At 69.5% G+C, this 15,469-nt stretch carries 15 protein-coding genes and 1 pseudogene; 12 read left to right on the forward strand and 4 right to left on the reverse strand.

All coding sequences use genetic code 11. The features are described 5' to 3' along the window. Positions 1 to 44 precede the first annotated feature (44 nt). The 4 genes from OG975_RS27225 to OG975_RS27240 all read left to right on the forward strand — a co-directional run bounded on the left by OG975_RS27225 (position 45) and on the right by OG975_RS27240 (position 2,886). Complete coding sequence (locus tag OG975_RS27225) at positions 45 to 257, forward strand: helix-turn-helix domain-containing protein (RefSeq protein ID WP_004984898.1); 213 nt, start codon at positions 45 to 47, stop codon at positions 255 to 257. 152 nt (positions 258 to 409) lie between these two features. Next, the gene (locus tag OG975_RS27230) at positions 410 to 508 is read left to right on the forward strand and encodes a 30S ribosomal protein bS22 (protein ID WP_003948845.1); all 99 of its coding nucleotides are present in this window, start codon (positions 410 to 412) and stop codon (positions 506 to 508) included. A gap of 252 nt (positions 509 to 760) precedes the next feature. Beyond that, positions 761 to 1,822 (forward strand): NAD-dependent epimerase/dehydratase family protein, encoded by a 1,062-nt coding sequence (locus OG975_RS27235; protein WP_406332007.1) that lies wholly within the window; start codon positions 761 to 763, stop codon positions 1,820 to 1,822. Positions 1,823 to 1,836: 14 nt separating this feature from the next. Further along, positions 1,837 to 2,886 (forward strand): lysophospholipid acyltransferase family protein, encoded by a 1,050-nt coding sequence (locus OG975_RS27240; protein WP_406332008.1) that lies wholly within the window; start codon positions 1,837 to 1,839, stop codon positions 2,884 to 2,886. Between the two features lie 117 nt (positions 2,887 to 3,003). On the opposite strand, the gene OG975_RS27245 is transcribed toward OG975_RS27240, so the two are convergent. From OG975_RS27245 to OG975_RS27255, 3 genes are all read right to left on the reverse strand, one after another. Next, positions 3,004 to 4,230: a DUF5667 domain-containing protein gene (locus OG975_RS27245; protein WP_406332009.1), complete on the reverse strand. Its 1,227-nt coding sequence runs from the start codon at positions 4,228 to 4,230 to the stop codon at positions 3,004 to 3,006. Between the two features lie 276 nt (positions 4,231 to 4,506). Beyond that, positions 4,507 to 5,277, reverse strand: a complete 771-nt coding sequence (locus tag OG975_RS27250; protein WP_327430673.1) for an ECF subfamily RNA polymerase sigma factor, BldN family — start codon at positions 5,275 to 5,277, stop codon at positions 4,507 to 4,509. 750 nt (positions 5,278 to 6,027) lie between these two features. After that, positions 6,028 to 6,996, reverse strand: coding sequence for an HAD-IB family hydrolase (locus tag OG975_RS27255; RefSeq protein WP_327430674.1), 969 nt, complete (start codon positions 6,994 to 6,996; stop codon positions 6,028 to 6,030). Positions 6,997 to 7,155: 159 nt separating this feature from the next. Between OG975_RS27255 and OG975_RS27260 the strand changes: the two genes are divergently transcribed. From OG975_RS27260 to hemB, 6 genes are all read left to right on the forward strand, one after another. Next, complete coding sequence (locus OG975_RS27260) at positions 7,156 to 7,467, forward strand: glutaredoxin family protein (protein WP_406332010.1); 312 nt, start codon at positions 7,156 to 7,158, stop codon at positions 7,465 to 7,467. Between the two features lie 398 nt (positions 7,468 to 7,865). Continuing rightward, entirely contained in the window at positions 7,866 to 8,630 is a 765-nt protein-coding gene (locus tag OG975_RS27265; RefSeq protein WP_330306463.1) for a redox-sensing transcriptional repressor Rex, read from the forward strand. Continuing rightward, positions 8,627 to 10,330 (forward strand): glutamyl-tRNA reductase, encoded by a 1,704-nt coding sequence (locus OG975_RS27270; protein ID WP_406332011.1) that lies wholly within the window; start codon positions 8,627 to 8,629, stop codon positions 10,328 to 10,330. Before OG975_RS27265 ends, OG975_RS27270 begins: the two co-directional genes overlap by 4 nt. Further along, positions 10,327 to 11,286 (forward strand): hydroxymethylbilane synthase, encoded by a 960-nt coding sequence (gene hemC, locus OG975_RS27275; RefSeq protein ID WP_406332012.1) that lies wholly within the window; start codon positions 10,327 to 10,329, stop codon positions 11,284 to 11,286. Before OG975_RS27270 ends, hemC begins: the two co-directional genes overlap by 4 nt. Continuing rightward, positions 11,283 to 12,986: a uroporphyrinogen-III synthase gene (locus tag OG975_RS27280; RefSeq protein ID WP_406332014.1), complete on the forward strand. Its 1,704-nt coding sequence runs from the start codon at positions 11,283 to 11,285 to the stop codon at positions 12,984 to 12,986. Before hemC ends, OG975_RS27280 begins: the two co-directional genes overlap by 4 nt. Positions 12,987 to 13,238: 252 nt before the next feature. Further along, positions 13,239 to 14,237, forward strand: coding sequence for a porphobilinogen synthase (hemB, locus tag OG975_RS27285; protein ID WP_406332015.1), 999 nt, complete (start codon positions 13,239 to 13,241; stop codon positions 14,235 to 14,237). A gap of 21 nt (positions 14,238 to 14,258) precedes the next feature. Here hemB and OG975_RS27290 read toward each other — a convergent pair whose 3' ends face one another. Beyond that, a complete protein-coding gene (locus OG975_RS27290) occupies positions 14,259 to 14,453 on the reverse strand; it encodes a hypothetical protein (protein WP_406332016.1) in 195 nt (64 codons plus the stop codon). A gap of 141 nt (positions 14,454 to 14,594) precedes the next feature. Here OG975_RS27290 and OG975_RS27295 point away from each other — a divergent pair, with 141 nt between their 5' ends. After that, positions 14,595 to 14,750, forward strand: a complete 156-nt coding sequence (locus OG975_RS27295; RefSeq protein ID WP_406332018.1) for an SAM-dependent methyltransferase — start codon at positions 14,595 to 14,597, stop codon at positions 14,748 to 14,750. After that, positions 14,733 to 15,462 (forward strand): annotated as a pseudogene (locus OG975_RS27300) (SAM-dependent methyltransferase); the annotation flags it as partial. The gene OG975_RS27295 and the pseudogene OG975_RS27300, both read left to right, overlap by 18 nt. Positions 15,463 to 15,469: the final 7 nt, after the last annotated feature.

Here is a 15,469-nt window from a genome sequence, read left to right on the forward strand (position 1 = left end):
AGGGGAAGCCGGTGGCCGTCGAGTGCGGAAGGTTCAGGTGTGTCATGGCTGCAGCTGGCGAGAGGCCTCTGAACGAGGTTCAGTTCCTTACCGTGGCGGAAGTCGCCTCGGTGATGCGAGTGTCGAAGATGACCGTGTACCGCTTGGTGCACAGCGGTCATCTGCCGGCGATCCGGGTGGGGAGGTCCTTCCGGGTGCCGGAGCAAGCGGTTCACGAGTACCTCCGCGAGAGCTATGTGGGGGTGGAGACAGCCTGACGGCGTTCCGGGAGACCGTCCAAGATCTCCCGGTACTCCTCGATTGACCCTCGATTACGACCTCGGCGCTCGGACGGGTAGGCTGGCCCCTCATAGGTCGTGTGGGCCCATGCAGCCCAGCACCGAGTAAAGAGAAGTGAGCGAGGGTAGTCGTGGGCTCTGTTATCAAGAAGCGGCGCAAGCGGATGGCGAAGAAGAAGCACCGCAAGCTGCTCAAGCGCACTCGCGTTCAGCGTCGCAACAAGAAGTAAGCGGCGCCGCAACTGCGCGTACTGTGGCCCCCCACCGGCTGGTGGGGGGCCACAGTCATATCCGGCCACAAAGATTGTGCGTACGCCTGTAGGCCGAATGGCTTGGTCTGATCGTACGTCTGTGGCTGTCGTCACTTCGTGCATCGGGCGGTCATCACAGCGCAACATCAACCCGCTAAGTTGGGCGGCACACGGGGAACGCGGCAGGGTACGAGCAGAGCTACGTCCATTTCTGGAAGGAAGGCGCTGATCTTGGGGAAGGTCGTGCTCGTGACCGGAGTGGCCCGACAGCTGGGGGGCCGGTTCGTACGACGGATCCAGCGTGACCCGCAAGTGGACCGGGTGATCGCCGTGGACGCGGTCCCGCCCGAGCACCATCTGGGCGGCGCCGACTTCGTGCAGGCCGACATCCGGCAGCCCACCATCGCGCGGGTGCTCGCCGAGCACTCCGTCGACACGGTCGTGCACATGGACGTGACGGGCACCGCCCTGGGCACCGGCAGCCGGACCATGGTCAAGGAGACCAACGTCATCGGCACCATGCAGCTGCTGGGTGCCTGCCAGAAGTCCCCGACCGTCAAGCGGCTCGTCGTGAAGTCCAGTACGAACGTCTACGGGTCCGCGCCCCGCGACCCCGCTGTCTTCACCGAGACCACTCCGCCCAAGTCGCTGCCCAGCGGCGGCTTCGCGAAGGACACGGTCGAGGTCGAGGGGTATGTACGAGGGTTCGCCCGCCGGCGGCCCGATGTCGCCGTGTGTGTGCTGCGGTTCGCGAACATCCTCGGCCCGAGCGCGGACTCGCCGCTCGCCTCGTACTTCTCGCTGCCCGTGCTGCCCACCGTGTTCGGCTACGACCCGCGGCTGCAGTTCGCGCACGAGGACGACGTCATCGAGGTGCTGCGGCTCGCCTCGCACGACCCGGAGCGCGGGACGCTCAACAGCGGCACGTTCAACATCGCCGGAGACGGCGTCCTGCTGCTCTCCCAGTGCGCGCGGCGCCTCGGCCGCCCCACCGTGCCGCTGCTGCTGCCCGCGCTCACCTGGGCGGGCACGGCGGTGCGTACGCTGGGCGTCACGGACTTCTCGCCGGAGCAGCTGCGGCTGCTCACGCACGGCAGGGTCGTATCGACGAACCAGATGCGCGAAACGCTGGGATACAAGCCCAAGTACACGACGGCGGAGACCTTCGCGGACTTCGCCCGAAGCCGGGGCCCCGGACTCCTGCCCCCCGAGGCCCTTGCGGGGGCCGTCGACCGGATCGCCGCGCTGCCCCTACTGGGCGGCGGCCACCCCCCGACGCAGAGCGCCAACTGAGGAGCGCATCAACGATGGCGGATGCCAAGGTCATTCCGTTCGACGACGACCGGTCCCGCGGAAGCGCCGTACAACGGCCGCCGCGGCGCCGGAGCGCGGGGAGCCGGCGCAAGGGCGAGCCCGTGGTGGTACGTGAGGTACAGACCCTGCCCGGGCGGCTCCCGGCGCAGGATGATGTTCCTGTGACGCGTGAGGAACAGCTGCCCCGGCAGCCGCAGGAGGGCAGTGGCCTGGAACGGCGTATCGCCGGCGGCCTGGCCTTCCTGCGCCGCCGTCTCACGGGCGACTACGAGATCGACGACTTCGGGTACGACGCCGAGCTCACCGACCAGGTCCTGATGTCCCTGATCCGCCCGCTGTACGAGAAGTACTTCCGGGTCGAGGTGAAGGGCATCGAGAACATCCCGTCGGAGGGCGGCGCCCTGATCGTCGCCAACCACTCGGGCACCCTCCCGCTGGACGGCCTGATGATGCAGGTCGCCGTGCACGACAACCACCCCGCGAACCGCCATCTGCGCCTCCTCGCGGCCGACCTGGTCTTCATGCTGCCGGTGGTCAACGAGCTGGCCCGCAAGGCCGGTCACACCCTCGCCTGCGCCGAGGACGCCGAACGGCTCCTGGAGCGCGGCGAACTCGTCGGCGTGATGCCGGAGGGCTTCAAGGGCATCGGCAAGCCGTTCAGCGAGCGCTACAAGCTCCAGCGCTTCGGCCGCGGCGGTTTCGTCTCCACGGCCCTGCGCCAGGGGACCCCGATCATCCCGTGCTCGATCGTCGGCGCGGAGGAGATCTATCCGATGATCGGCAACGCGAAGACCTTCGCACGGCTGCTGGGCTTCCCGTACTTCCCGATCACGCCGACCTTCCCGTGGCTGGGCCCGCTGGGCGCGATCCCGCTCCCCACCAAGTGGACGATCCAGTTCGGCGAGCCGATCCGCACGGACGGCTATCCGCCGGAGGCCGCCGAGGACCCGATGCTGATGTTCAACCTGACGGACCAGGTCAGAGAGCAGATCCAGCACACGCTGTACAAGCTGCTGGTGCAGCGCAGGTCGGTGTTCTTCTAGTCGCTTTTCTCCGGCAGCCCGGAGTATGAGTCTCATGCCGATACGCGTCTGGGGGCGCCCTTCCTGAGAAGGGCGCCCCCAGACGCGTATGCGGGTCTCCTACTCGCTCGCTGCCCTCTACTTGGTGTCCTCGCTGTCGATGCCCAGGCCGGGCAGCAGGCCGGGCAGGAGGGGCGGCAGCGTGACGTCCGGTTCGCTGGTCGCGCTGCTCTTGCTGCTGGACGGGGATGTGCTGGCGCTGTCCTTGGGCGGGTCGAGGAGACCGCCAGTGTTGCCGCCGAGCAGGCCGTCGCTGCTGCTGCCCGAGCTGGAGGGCTTGGGGTTGCCGCTGCTGTGGCTTCCGTTGGCGGAGCCGTTGGTGGCGCTCGGTACAGGACTGTCCGTGCCGGACGAGCCGGTGGACTCCGCGCTGGCGCCCCGGTGTCGGCCGGTGCCCTGCTGGGAGGGCGGCTGCGGGAGCAGCGACTGCAGCGGGCCGACCTCTTCGTCTATGGCGTCGAAGACGGACGAGACCTGGTCACTGACGTCGCCGAGCTGCACCGGCAGCCGGTCGCGCAGCGCGCCCCAGGCCTCGCGGTGCGACTGCGAGAAGGCGGACAGGGCCTGGATGGGGCCCAGGGAGCCGTCCCGCTCATACGCCTCGTGCAGCAGGCGGTGGCCTTCTGAGGCGTCGTGCTGCATGCCTGACAGGGCGCGCCGGATCTCGCCCACCGACTCGTGGTCGAGGTGGCCCGAACGGCCGCGTTCCATCAGCCGGCGTGCCTCGCTCAGCCGTGTGGACGCCTGGTCGAGATAGACCTCACCCCTGTCGCTGTCGCCGTGGGCCAGGCCCAGCTTGATGTCCTCCATGCCTCGCTTGAGCCCGTAGAGCGAGTCACCGGGCAGGGCGTCGGAGCTGGCGGCGGCCACGCCGCCGAATGCTCCCGCGGCCACGCCGACGGTGAGCCCGCCCGCGGCGAGGCCCTTCGACAGCCGGGACCGTGGTCGCAACTTCCCCAGCCCGCTCGCCCGGTGCGCGCCCTTGGCCCGATGGGACCGTTGCTCGGGCACCGAACGGTCCGAACTCTCGCCTCCGGCGGCGGTGCCCTCCAGCAGCATGGCCTCCATCGCGGCGACGAGCTGGGCTCGCTGCACGATCTTGACCTCAGGGTCCAGCTCCGGTTTGGGCAGCTCGCCGAGACCGGTGGCGAGGGCCAATAGCAGGCCCTGCCCGGTCTGTTCCGACGCAGCCTGGGACGGTGCCGATCCATCGGGCTGCTCGGCCGCCGTGCCCTGGTCGGACTGCTCCTCCAGGGCCAGGGCGAAGGCGTTCGCCCGCCGGTGTGCCGATACGTTCGCGATCACTGGCGGCACCTCCTCTCGTCATGACGGTCGACTCCCCAGGGGGTCCTGAGGGTTGCACGCCCTGACCACATTCACACGATCGAGTGATCGGCGATGGCCAGGGTGTGACCACAGGGAGCCTGTATCCCGCACAACGAGCGTCGCGGCACTTGGGTTACGGACGACGGATGATCGGACCGCGAAGTCAACGGACTTTTACGGAAGGTGAGTTGAACGTCGCTGAGCGTATGGAGTCGTACGGGGACCGTGCGCGGCATGGACGTTCTCAGTAGGGGCTCAGCGGGCGTCGTCCGGGAGGAGCCGGGCGAGGGTGCGCACGGCCCGGTACTGGAGGGTCTTGATGGCGCCCTCGTTCTTGCCCATCACCCGGGCGGTCTCGGCGACGGAGAGCCCTTGGAGGAAGCGGAGCGTCACGCACTCCTGCTGCTGGGGGTTGAGCCGCCGTACGGCATCCAGCAGTGCCGCGTTCGACAGGGACTCCAGGACGGAGTCCTCGGGCGAGCGTTCGACCTCGTTGGCGTCGAGCATCTCCCCGGTTGTCACCTCCAGCCGGAAGCGGCTGGACTTGAAGTGATCCGCGACGAGATTGCGGGCGATGGTGACGAGCCAGGCGCCGAAGTCGCGGCCCTGCCAGGTGAAGGTCCCGATGCGGCGCAGGGCGCGCAGGAACGTCTCGCTGGTGAGGTCTTCCGCGGTCGCTTTACCTCCCACCCGGTAGTAGATGTAGCGGTACACGGTGTCGCTGTACTGGTCGTAGAGACGTCCGAAGGCGTCGGCCTCGCCGGCCTGGGCGCGCTCCACGAGGTCCATCATCCGGGCGCTGTCACTGTCTGCGGCCGGGCGGCGTGCGGTGGTGGCCGAGCCCGAGCGGCCCCGTCTGCCGACCGCTGCGTTGCCGTCGGCCAGGGCGTAGCAAGGGCCGACGGGTGCGGGGACGGCGAAGGCGGGGACGGCGTACGCGGTGGGGACGAAGCCGCGCAGGCGGTCCAGGACCGTTGCGCGCAGCGTAGCCAGGCCCGAGGCGTCAACCCCGACGTGTGAGTACACGGGACTCCCAGAGGCAGAGCTTCCATCACGTTCAGTGCGGAACCGTTCACCCGTCGTAGCGACGGAGGGGTGCCGGTTTGCGTCTGAGGAGAATAACGCTTCGTACAGGCGGCGCTACACCCAGTTGCTCAAATCATCGATTACGTCGCTTCTGTAACTGATCGACGCCTGTTCAAGTACCGCACAGTGACCGGTTGTTGATCGGATTAGTCCGTGTTCCGTTTGAGTGCGGGGCGTGTTGTGGTCGTCTGCGGTGAACGGGACTGGCGGGGGCGTTGTGCGGGTAGGAGGGCGGGATTGGTTCTTCGCCCCCGCCGCCCCTACCCGTCCCATCCTCAAGGGGCTCTGCCCCTTCGACCCCGTTCGGTTGTGTGTCGGGTGCGGGCCGGTGGGGGCTGGTCGCGCAGTTCCCCGCGCCCCTAAAGGCAAAAGACAAAAGGCGAAAGACAAAAGACCGGGAGCGGGCCGGGGGTCACGGGGCGTAGCGCCGAGCCGTTAGGGGCGCGGGGAACTGCGCGAGCAACCCCCACCCGCCCGCACCCAGAGAACAACCCCCGCGCACCCACTCACCCGCAGTGGCGCACGCACGGAAGGGGCCGTGTCGGTACGTTCAGTCCGTCGCTTACGTGGTTATGGGCAAGTTCATGCTGTGGCAGCAGGCAGTAATGCCCACCGGCGACGGGCTGGATGTACCGACACGGCCCCGACCCACAACGACGAACCGCACCGCACCGCACCACGCCACACCGGTCAGCGGCGGCGGCGGTGCAGTGCGATCGCGGCTGCCGTGCCGCCTGCCACCGCGCCGACGCCGGCGGCTGCCGGGATGCCGACCTTCGCCGCCTTGCGGGCGGTGCGGTAGTCGCGCAGGCGCCAGTCGCAGTTGCGGGCGTGCTTGCGGAGCTTGGCGTCGGGGTTGATGGCGTAGGGGTGGCCGACCAGCGAGAGCATGGGGATGTCGTTGTGGGAGTCGCTGTACGCCGCGCAGCGCGCGAGGTCCAGGCCCTCCGCCGACGCCAGCGCGCGAACCGCCTCCGCCTTCGCCGGGCCGTGCAGCGGTTCACCGACCAGCTTGCCCGTGTAGACGCCGTCCACCGACTCAGCCACGGTGCCGAGCGCGCCCGTCAGGCCCAGTCGCCGCGCGATCACCGTGGCGATCTCGACGGGGGCCGCCGTGACCAGCCACACCTTCTGGCCCGCGTCCAGGTGCGCCTGGGCGAGGGCGCGCGTACCGGGCCAGATGCGCTCGGCCATGTACTCGTCGTAGATCTCCTCGCCGATGGACATCAGCTCCGAGACGCGGTGGCCCTTGACGATCGACAACGCCGAGTCGCGGGCCTCCTGCATATGTTCCGGGTCCTCGACGCCGGCCAGCCTGAACCACGCCTGCTGCCAGGCGAATCGGGCGAGATCGCGGGTCTCGAAGAACTTGCGCTTGTACAGGCCCCGGCCGAAGTGGAACAGGGCGGCGCCCTGCATCACGGTGTTGTCGAGGTCGAAGAACGCGGCGGCCTTGTCGTCGCCGAGCACCGGGAACTCCGGTTCCTCGGCGGAGACATCCGGCGCGAGTTCCGCGAGCTCCGCAAGTTCCGCGAGTTCTGAGAGGTCCTCCAACTCCTGGGAGGACTTGCGCGCTGCCTCCGCCGAGGCCTCGCCTGCCAACACGCTCCGCGCGGTGGCGGAGCGCCTACGGGGAGTGAGCCATCCGAGAGCGGCCATGGCGTGAGCATAGCCAGTTTGTTCGGTGCTTCCGGAGTCGAGAGGATTCGGTGCTGTGAACTCTCCGCGACCGAGCCGTTAAAGAAGCGATGCGAACGGCGCGTCGGGCCGGTTCCGGAGTGGGCCGAGGGGGTTCCAGGGGGCGTCCGGGGCGCGAGAATGGCCGGTATGAGTCCCATGTTCCGGCGCGACGGGCGTCGTAAGGATCGTATGGAGAAGCAGGATCCAGCAGCCGAGCGGCTGGTCACCCTGATCAGGAAGCCCGGCTGTCATCTGTGTGATGACGCACAGGAAGTGATCGAGAAGGTGTGTGCCGATCTCGGTGTCCCTTGGGAGCGGAAGGACATCACCGAGGACGAGGAACTGCACCGCGAGTACTGGGAGCAGATCCCGGTCGTGCTGGTCGACGGCGCCCAGCACACGTTCTGGCGGGTGGACGAGCAACGCCTTCGCAAAGCCCTCACACAGTGAACCGCGTGAGGGAAACGCCCTGGCAGGACGCGGGGGAGGCCTGGGGAAGGCCGGGGCAGCGCCCTGGTGCGGGCCCCGCCGAGGCCCATCGTTGTCCCGATGTGTCCTGACCGGGTAGTCCAAGTGGTCCGGAAAGTCGCCTAGGATCGACGGCGATTGGTCTCGGGGGCGGGATTCGTTGAGGAGTGTGTGCGGTTTTGCCCCCTTCAGGTGCGGAACGAAGCTGTCCGCGCGCCGGTTCCATACGGGCGCGCCGGGCCCGCGTGACCCCGGTCACGTTGGCCGGGCAAATCGGACACCATCTTTGTGCACGCGTTCACAAAGACATAGCCTGCTTTCGACGGGGCGGTCTGGGTACGTGTGACCGCCTGCAGCCCCGCTCTACCCGCAGGAGCACCGTGGCAACTGGCCGAACTCACCGACCGGCGACCCGCAGCCGAGGGATTCCCGAGGCCACCGTCGCCCGGCTTCCGCTGTACCTCCGAGCACTGACCGCACTGTCGGAGCGCTCGGTACCCACGGTCTCCTCCGAGGAGCTCGCGGCCGCGGCGGGGGTCAACTCCGCGAAGCTGCGCAAGGATTTCTCCTACCTCGGCTCCTACGGGACGCGCGGTGTGGGGTACGACGTCGAGTATCTCGTGTACCAGATCTCCCGCGAACTGGGCCTGACCCAGGACTGGCCGGTAGTGATCGTCGGTATCGGTAACCTCGGCGCCGCGCTGGCCAATTACGGAGGGTTCGCGTCCCGTGGTTTCCGGGTCGCCGCGCTGATCGACGCCGATCCGGAGATGGCCGGAAAGCAGGTCGCCGGGATCGCCGTGCAGCACAGCGACGGCCTGGAGAAGATCATCGACGAGAACGGCGTCTCCATCGGGGTCATCACCACCCCGCCGGGCGTCGCCCAGGCAGTCTGCGACCGGCTCGTCGCCGCCGGAGTCACCTCCATCCTCAACTTCGCGCCGACCGTCCTGTCCGTCCCGGACGGCGTCGACGTACGCAAGGTCGATCTCTCCATCGAGCTGCAGATCCTCGCCTTCCACGAGCAGCGCAAGGCCGGCGAGGAGGCCGAGGCCCAGGCCGGTGCCGCCGCCGTGGCCCAGGCCGCTCAGGAGAACAACGGCAAAGGGCCTGACGGGGACGTCCCCGCCGTGATGCCGGCATGAGTCTCCTCGTTGTCGGGCTGAGCCACCGCAGCGCTCCGGTCAGCGTCCTGGAGCGGGCCGCGCTGTCCGCGGACGCCCAGATCAAGCTGCTCCAGGACACCCTCGCCGCCGAGCCGGCCACCGAGGCCTCGGTGCTCGCCACCTGCAACCGCATCGAGCTGTACGCCGACGTGGACAAGTTCCACGCGGGCGTCGCCGAGCTGTCCACGCTGCTCGCCCAGCACAGCGGGGTCGGGCTCGAAGAGCTCACCCCCTACCTTTACGTGCACTACGAGGACCGGGCGGTCCACCACCTCTTCTCGGTGGCCTGCGGCCTGGACTCGATGGTCGTGGGCGAGGGCCAGATCCTCGGTCAGATGAAGGACGCGCTCGCCACCGCGCAGGAGCTGCACACCGCGGGCCGGCTGCTGAACGACCTGTTCCAGCAGGCGCTGCGGGTCGGCAAGCGCGCCCACTCCGAGACCGGCATCGACCGCGCCGGACAGTCCCTGGTCACCTTCGGCCTGGAGCAGCTGTCGTCCGGCGCCCCCGTCGACACCTGGATCAAGGGCAAGAAGGCCCTGGTCATCGGCGCGGGCTCGATGTCCTCCCTGGCCGCCGTGACGCTCGCGCGCGCCGGGATCGCCGAGATCGTCATCGCCAACCGCACGCTCGACCGCGCGGAGCGCCTCGCACAGATCCTCACGGACGGCGACGACACGGACGTGCTGGCCCGCGCGGTACCGATGGACTCGGTGCCGGTCGAGCTGACACGTGCCGACATCGCCGTCTCCTGCACCGGCGCCACGGGCCTGGTCCTGACGGCCGAGTCCGTCGCGGCCGCCGTGGAAGGACGTACGGGCACACCCGCGGTCGTACGGGACATCCCGGCCGGTCCGGCGGGCCAGCTCGCTCCGACCAGCGTCGGCACCGAGGACGGCTGCCCGCTCGACCTGTCCGCCGTGCAGGCCGCCACCGGCTTCTCCCTGATGGGTGAGGCCGCCGTGGCCGGCATGGACGCGGCCACCCTGGAGCAGCACGCGGCCTGGGTGGACAAGGGCACCGGAACCGTCGAGCGCCGCGACAGCCGTCGTACGCCCGATGCCGACGCCGAGCTGATCACCGCGCTGGCCGCGGCCGTCGCGACCGTCGGGCGTGTCCCCGAGCGTCGCCGGCCCGAGCCGGTCGTCGAGGCCCCCCGGCCCGCCCCCGTGCTCGCGCTGCTGGACCTCGCGATGCCGCGTGACATCGACGCGGCCGTGCACCGGCTGCTCGGGGTGCGGCTCGTCGACATCGAGTCGCTCGCCGAAGCTTCCGCCGACGCGCCGATGGCCGCCGACGTGGACCAGGTGCGCAGGATCGTCTCCGACGAGGTCGCCGCGTTCAGCGCCGCCCTGCGGGCCGCACACATCACCCCCACCGTCGTCGCGCTGCGCACCATGGCCGCCGACCTCGTCGCGAACGAGATCGCACGGCTCGACGGGCGGCTGCCCGACCTCGACGACAAGCAGCGGGGCGAGATCACCCAGACCGTGCGGCGCGTAGTGGACAAGCTGCTGCACGCGCCGACCGTACGGGTCAAGCAACTGGCCGCCGAACCCGGCGGTGCCGGGTACGCGGACGCGCTGCGGACCCTGTTCGACCTGGACCCCGAGACGGTCGCCTCCGTGTCGCGGGCCGAGAACAACAACGAGAACGCCAAGAACCGAGGGCGAGCATGAATGAGCAGGCACTGAGGCTGGGGACCAGGCGCAGCAAACTAGCCATGGCCCAGTCCGGGCAGGTGGCGGATGCCGTGAGCCAGGTGACCGGACGGCCCGTCGAGCTCGTTGAGATCACGACGTACGGCGACACCTCCCGCGAGAACCTCGCACAGATCGGCGGCACGGGCGTCTTCGTCACCGCGCTGCGTGAGGCGCTGCTGCGCGGCGAGGTCGACTTCGCCGTGCACTCCCTGAAGGATCTGCCGACCACGCAGCCCGACGACCTGGTGCTGGCCGCCGTGCCGGTGCGCGAGGACCCGCGCGACGTGCTCGTCGCCCGCGACGGACTCGCCTTCGCCGAGCTGCCCAACGGGGCACGCATCGGCACCGGTTCGCCGCGCCGCATGGCCCAGCTGAACGCGTACGCGCGCAGCCACGGCATGACGATCGAGACGGTCGCCATCCGTGGGAACGTCGACACCCGCATCGGGTACGTCCGCAACGGGGAGCTCGACGCCGTCGTGCTCGCCGCCGCCGGACTCAACCGGATCGGCCGAAGCGACGAGGTCACCGACTTCCTGTCGGTCGACACCGTTTTGCCCGCCCCCGGCCAGGGGGCCCTGGCGATCGAGTGCGCCGCGGACAACGCGGACCTCATCGCCGCGCTCGGAGAGCTCGACGACCCGTTCACCCGGGCCGCCGTGACCGCCGAGCGGTCCCTGCTCGCCGCCCTGGAGGCCGGCTGCAGCGCACCTGTGGGTGCGCTCGCCGACCTTCTGGCCGACGGGCAGATTGTCAAGGAGATGCGCCTGCGCGGCGTCGTCGGCACAACCGACGGCTCGACGCTGGTGCAGCTGTCCACCACCGGTCCCGTGCCCGAGACACATGACCAAGCAATGGCGCTCGGCCGTGAACTCGCCGCCGAGATGCTTGCCAAGGGCGCGGCCGGTCTGATGGGGGAGCGAGCACTTTGAGCCCCACCAACTTTCCCGCCGGTCCGGAACACGGGCACGTCACCTTCCTGGGTGCCGGACCCGGAGATCCAGGACTTCTGACACTGCGCGCCGTGGAGGCGCTGGCGAACGCGGATGTCCTCGTCGCCGAGCACGAGGTGCTCGACGTGGTCCGCGTGCATGCCAGACAAGGCGTAACCGTCCTGAACACGGATCCGGACACTTCTTCGGACCCGTATTCGGTCACAGGCACGCCTCAGCTAGCGGTTGTTGACAGCGCGTCAACAACCGCTGGTGACCCCGCGTCGAGGGACGCCGCCAATCTTGTCATGCAGGCCGCGCGGGGCGGCAAGCGGGTCGTACGTGCGGTGTCCGGGGACCCCGGACTGGATACGTACGCCGCCGAGGAAATGCTCGCCTGCGCCGCCGCGGGTGTTCCGTTCGAGGTGGTGCCCGGTATCGCGGCCGCCGTCGGTGTGCCCGCGTACGCGGGTGTGCCGCTGCGTGACGCGCACGGCGCGGACGTACGGTTCGTCGACGCGCGTACGGCCTCCGACCGGTGCTGGACCGAGGTCGGGGCGTCCGACGGCACGGTGGTCGTTTCGGCGACGCTTGATTCCGTGGCAGCGGCCGCGGGCGAGCTGGTCGCGGCAGGGCGCAAGCCCGACACCCCGATGACGGTGACGATCGCCGGTACGACGACTCGTCAGCGCACGTGGTCGGCGACCTTGGGGACGATCGCCCAGACGCTGAAGCAGGCGAAGGTGCTGCCGTCCCCGGACGGCGGCCGGCCCGTGATAACCGTGGTCGGTGAGCGATCCGCCGCCGCCCAGCGCGACCAGCTGTCGTGGTTCGAGTCCAAGCCGCTGTTCGGCTGGAAGGTGCTCGTGCCGCGTACGAAGGAGCAGGCGGTGTCGCTCTCCGACCAACTGCGGTCGTACGGGGCCGTGCCGCACGAGGTGCCGACGATCGCCGTCGAACCGCCGCGCACGCCCCAGCAGATGGAGCGCGCGGTCAAGGGCCTGGTGACGGGCCGGTACGAGTGGATCGCGTTCACCTCCGTCAACGCGGTGAAGGCCGTGCGGGAGAAGTTCGAGGAGTACGGGCTCGATGCGCGGGCCTTCGCGGGCATCAAGGTGGCCGCGGTGGGGGAGCAGACGGCGAAGGCGCTGGTCGCCTTCGGTGTGAAGCCGGATCTGGTGCCGAGCGGTGAGCAGTCGGCCGCGGGGCTGCTGGAGGACTGGCCGCCGTACGACCCCGTTTTCGATCCGATCGACCGGGTGTTCCTGCCCCGTGCCGACATCGCCACGGAGACGCTGGTGGCCGGGCTCATCGAGCTGGGCTGGGAGGTCGACGACGTCACGGCGTACCGGACGGTGCGGGCCTCGCCGCCGCCGGCGGACACCCGTGAGGCGATCAAGGGGGGCGGGTTCGACGCCGTGCTCTTCACGTCGTCGTCGACCGTGCGGAACCTGGTGGGTATCGCCGGTAAGCCGCACAACGTGACGGTGATCGCGTGTATTGGTCCTGCCACGGCGAAGACTGCCGAGGAGCACGGGCTGCGGGTCGATGTGATGGCTCCGGAGCCGTCCGTTCACAAGCTGGCTGAGGCGTTGGCGGACTTCGGTCTCCAGCGGAGGGCTGCCGCCCTGGAGGCCGGGGATCCTGTGACCCGGCCGAGCGAGCGCCGCCCGGGTTCGCGCAGGCGCCGGACCACCTGACGCCGGTGGGGGTTCCTGGGGGCTGCGCCCCCAGACCCCCCTCAAGATTGCGCCGTTCCCCGCGCCCCTGAAAGTCGTCTGCGGGACGGTGGGGGTTGCTCGCGCAGTTCCCCGCGCCCCTTAAGGGGCGCGGGGAACTGCGCAGTCTTTTTAGGGGCGCCCCACCCACCCGCAGCCGACACTCAACCGAACCCGTTTCTGCCGACAGGGCGTCGGTATGGGTGGCTGTGGGGCGGGCGTAGCGTAGGGGGCATGACGAAGTACGGATCCTTCCCCGGTACGCGGCCGCGGCGGCTGCGTACGACGCCGGTGATGCGGCGCATGGTCGCCGAGACCCGCCTGCACCCCGCCGACTTCATCCTCCCCGCGTTCGTACGGGAGGGCGTCAGCGAGCCGGTACCGATCGCGGCAATGCCCGGTGTCGTGCAGCACACCCGGGACAGTCTCAAGAAGGCTGCCGTGGAGGCGCTGGAGGCCGGGGTCTCCGGGATCATGCTGTTCGGCGTGCCGGAGGACGAGAAGAAGGACGCTTTCGGGACGCCGGGGACGGATCCGGACGGGATTCTCCAGGTCGCCCTGCGCGATGTGCGTGCCGAGGTCGGCGACGAGCTGCTGGTGATGTCCGATCTGTGTCTCGACGAGACGACCGATCACGGGCATTGCGGGGTGCTGGATGCCGAAGGGCGTGTCGACAACGACGCCACCCTTGAGCGGTACGCCGAGATGGCTCAGGTCCAGGCCGACGCCGGCGCCCATGTCGTGGGGCCCAGCGGGATGATGGACGGGCAGATCGGGGTCGTCCGCGATGCCCTGGACCAGATCGGGCGCGAGGACGTGGCGATCCTCGCCTACACCGCCAAGTACTCGTCCGCGTTCTACGGTCCCTTCCGGGAGGCCGTCGGCTCCTCGCTGAAGGGCGACCGGAAGACGTACCAGCAGGACCCCGCCAACGTACGGGAGTCGATGCGGGAGTTGGCCCTCGATCTGGAGGAGGGGGCCGACATGGTGATGGTCAAGCCGGCGGGGCCCTACCTCGACATCCTGGCGAAGGTCGCGGACGCGGTCGACGTGCCCGTTGCCGCGTACCAGATCTCCGGCGAGTACTCGATGATCGAGGCGGCGGCGGAGAAGGGCTGGATCGACCGCGACAAGGCCATCCTGGAGACCCTGACCGGCATCAAGCGGGCCGGGGCGCAGAACATCCTCACCTACTGGGCCACCGAGGCCGCCCAGAAGCTTCGCCTTCAGTAGCCAGTCTTCAGTAGTTCGTAGCTACGCCTTCAGTAGTTCCCGTTCCACCAGACTGCCGTCGGACGTCGACCGGGTCGGTCCCGCCGAGGACTTCGACGCGGAGGACGGCCCCTCGTCCCGCACGCCCTCTCCGTCGTCGCACGCCGTGAGGGCGAGCGCGGCGACCGCGACCGCCGTGGCGGCGAGGAGACGTATGCGGGCGGTGCGTGCGGACATGGGTGATCCCCCTGTGTGGTGTCGCGAGTCGTTGGTGCGGTGCCTGGATGACCTCAGCTTGTGCGGTGAACCGTGCCGGCCGCCACGGTTGCCGGGGTATTCGGGACGCCGGAACGTACGTACGGGGTCTGACCTGGGGTAATGGCGTCCCTCTGGAACGCGGTCCGGGACGGGAAGCGCCGCTTTATGCCCGGTGATGCTCTCAGCCAGGACCCCGCCGAGCTGAGAAGGAGGATCGACACCACCAAGGCGCACCCGGCGCGCGTCTACGACGTCTTCCTCGGCGGCAAGGACTGACTTCCTGCGCCGCGCCGTGACCACGCTGACGGCGGAGGACGGCATCCGCCAGTTCCTGGACATCGGCACCGGTCTGCCGACGCAGGAGAACGTCCATCAGATCGCGCAGCGCATCGCTCCGGGCTCGCGGGTCGTGTACGTCGACAACGACCCGGTGGTCCTCGCCCACGCGCGCGCTCTGCTCACCAGTGGGCCCGAGGGCCGTACGGACTACATCGACGCGGACTTCACGCAGCCCGCCCAGATCCTCGAACAGGCCGTCAAGACCCTCGACTTCGACCAGCCGGTCGCGCTCGTGCTGGTCGCGATCCTGCACTTCGTCGAGGACGAGGAGGCGTACCCGATCGTGCGCGAGCTCGTCGACGCGCTGCCGTCCGGGAGCCGGCTCGTGCTCAGCCACCTCACCGAGGACCTCAACCCCGAGAACGTGCGCGCGGTCCAGCGGACGTACACCGAACGCGGCTTCACCTTCGTGCTGCGCTCCAAGGCCGAGGTCGAGCGCTTCTTCACCGACAACGGCCTGGAGCTGGACGAGCCGGGCGTCGTCCCCGCCCACCGCTGGCGCCCCGACGGCAACGCCCCCGCCCCCGAGGCCGCCGACCCGGCCCACCTCGCCACCCTCGACGACATCGAGAAGGTCCGCTACCGCGACATCAACGACGTCACGGACGCGGACATCAACGTGTACGCGGCGACGGCCGTCAAGCGCTGACCGAGGG

Source organism: Streptomyces sp. NBC_00203 (assembly GCF_045206325.1).
Taxonomy (GTDB): domain Bacteria; phylum Actinomycetota; class Actinomycetes; order Streptomycetales; family Streptomycetaceae; genus Streptomyces; species Streptomyces lutosisoli.

Bases quoted from the DNA above. Each gene is read 5' to 3' on its own strand.
- OG975_RS27225 (WP_004984898.1), top strand. From the start codon at position 45: ATGGCTGCAGCTGGCGAGAGGCCTCTGAACGAGGTTCAGTTCCTTACC.
- OG975_RS27240 (WP_406332008.1), top strand. From the start codon at position 1,837: ATGGCGGATGCCAAGGTCATTCCGTTCGACGACGACCGGTCCCGCGGA.
- OG975_RS27255 (WP_327430674.1), bottom strand. From the start codon at position 6,996: ATGGCCGCTCTCGGATGGCTCACTCCCCGTAGGCGCTCCGCCACCGCG.
- OG975_RS27260 (WP_406332010.1), top strand. From the start codon at position 7,156: ATGGCCGGTATGAGTCCCATGTTCCGGCGCGACGGGCGTCGTAAGGAT.
- OG975_RS27270 (WP_406332011.1), top strand. From the start codon at position 8,627: ATGAGTCTCCTCGTTGTCGGGCTGAGCCACCGCAGCGCTCCGGTCAGC.
- hemC (WP_406332012.1), top strand. From the start codon at position 10,327: ATGAATGAGCAGGCACTGAGGCTGGGGACCAGGCGCAGCAAACTAGCC.
- hemB (WP_406332015.1), top strand. From the start codon at position 13,239: ATGACGAAGTACGGATCCTTCCCCGGTACGCGGCCGCGGCGGCTGCGT.
- OG975_RS27290 (WP_406332016.1), bottom strand. From the start codon at position 14,453: ATGTCCGCACGCACCGCCCGCATACGTCTCCTCGCCGCCACGGCGGTC.
- OG975_RS27295 (WP_406332018.1), top strand. From the start codon at position 14,595: ATGGCGTCCCTCTGGAACGCGGTCCGGGACGGGAAGCGCCGCTTTATG.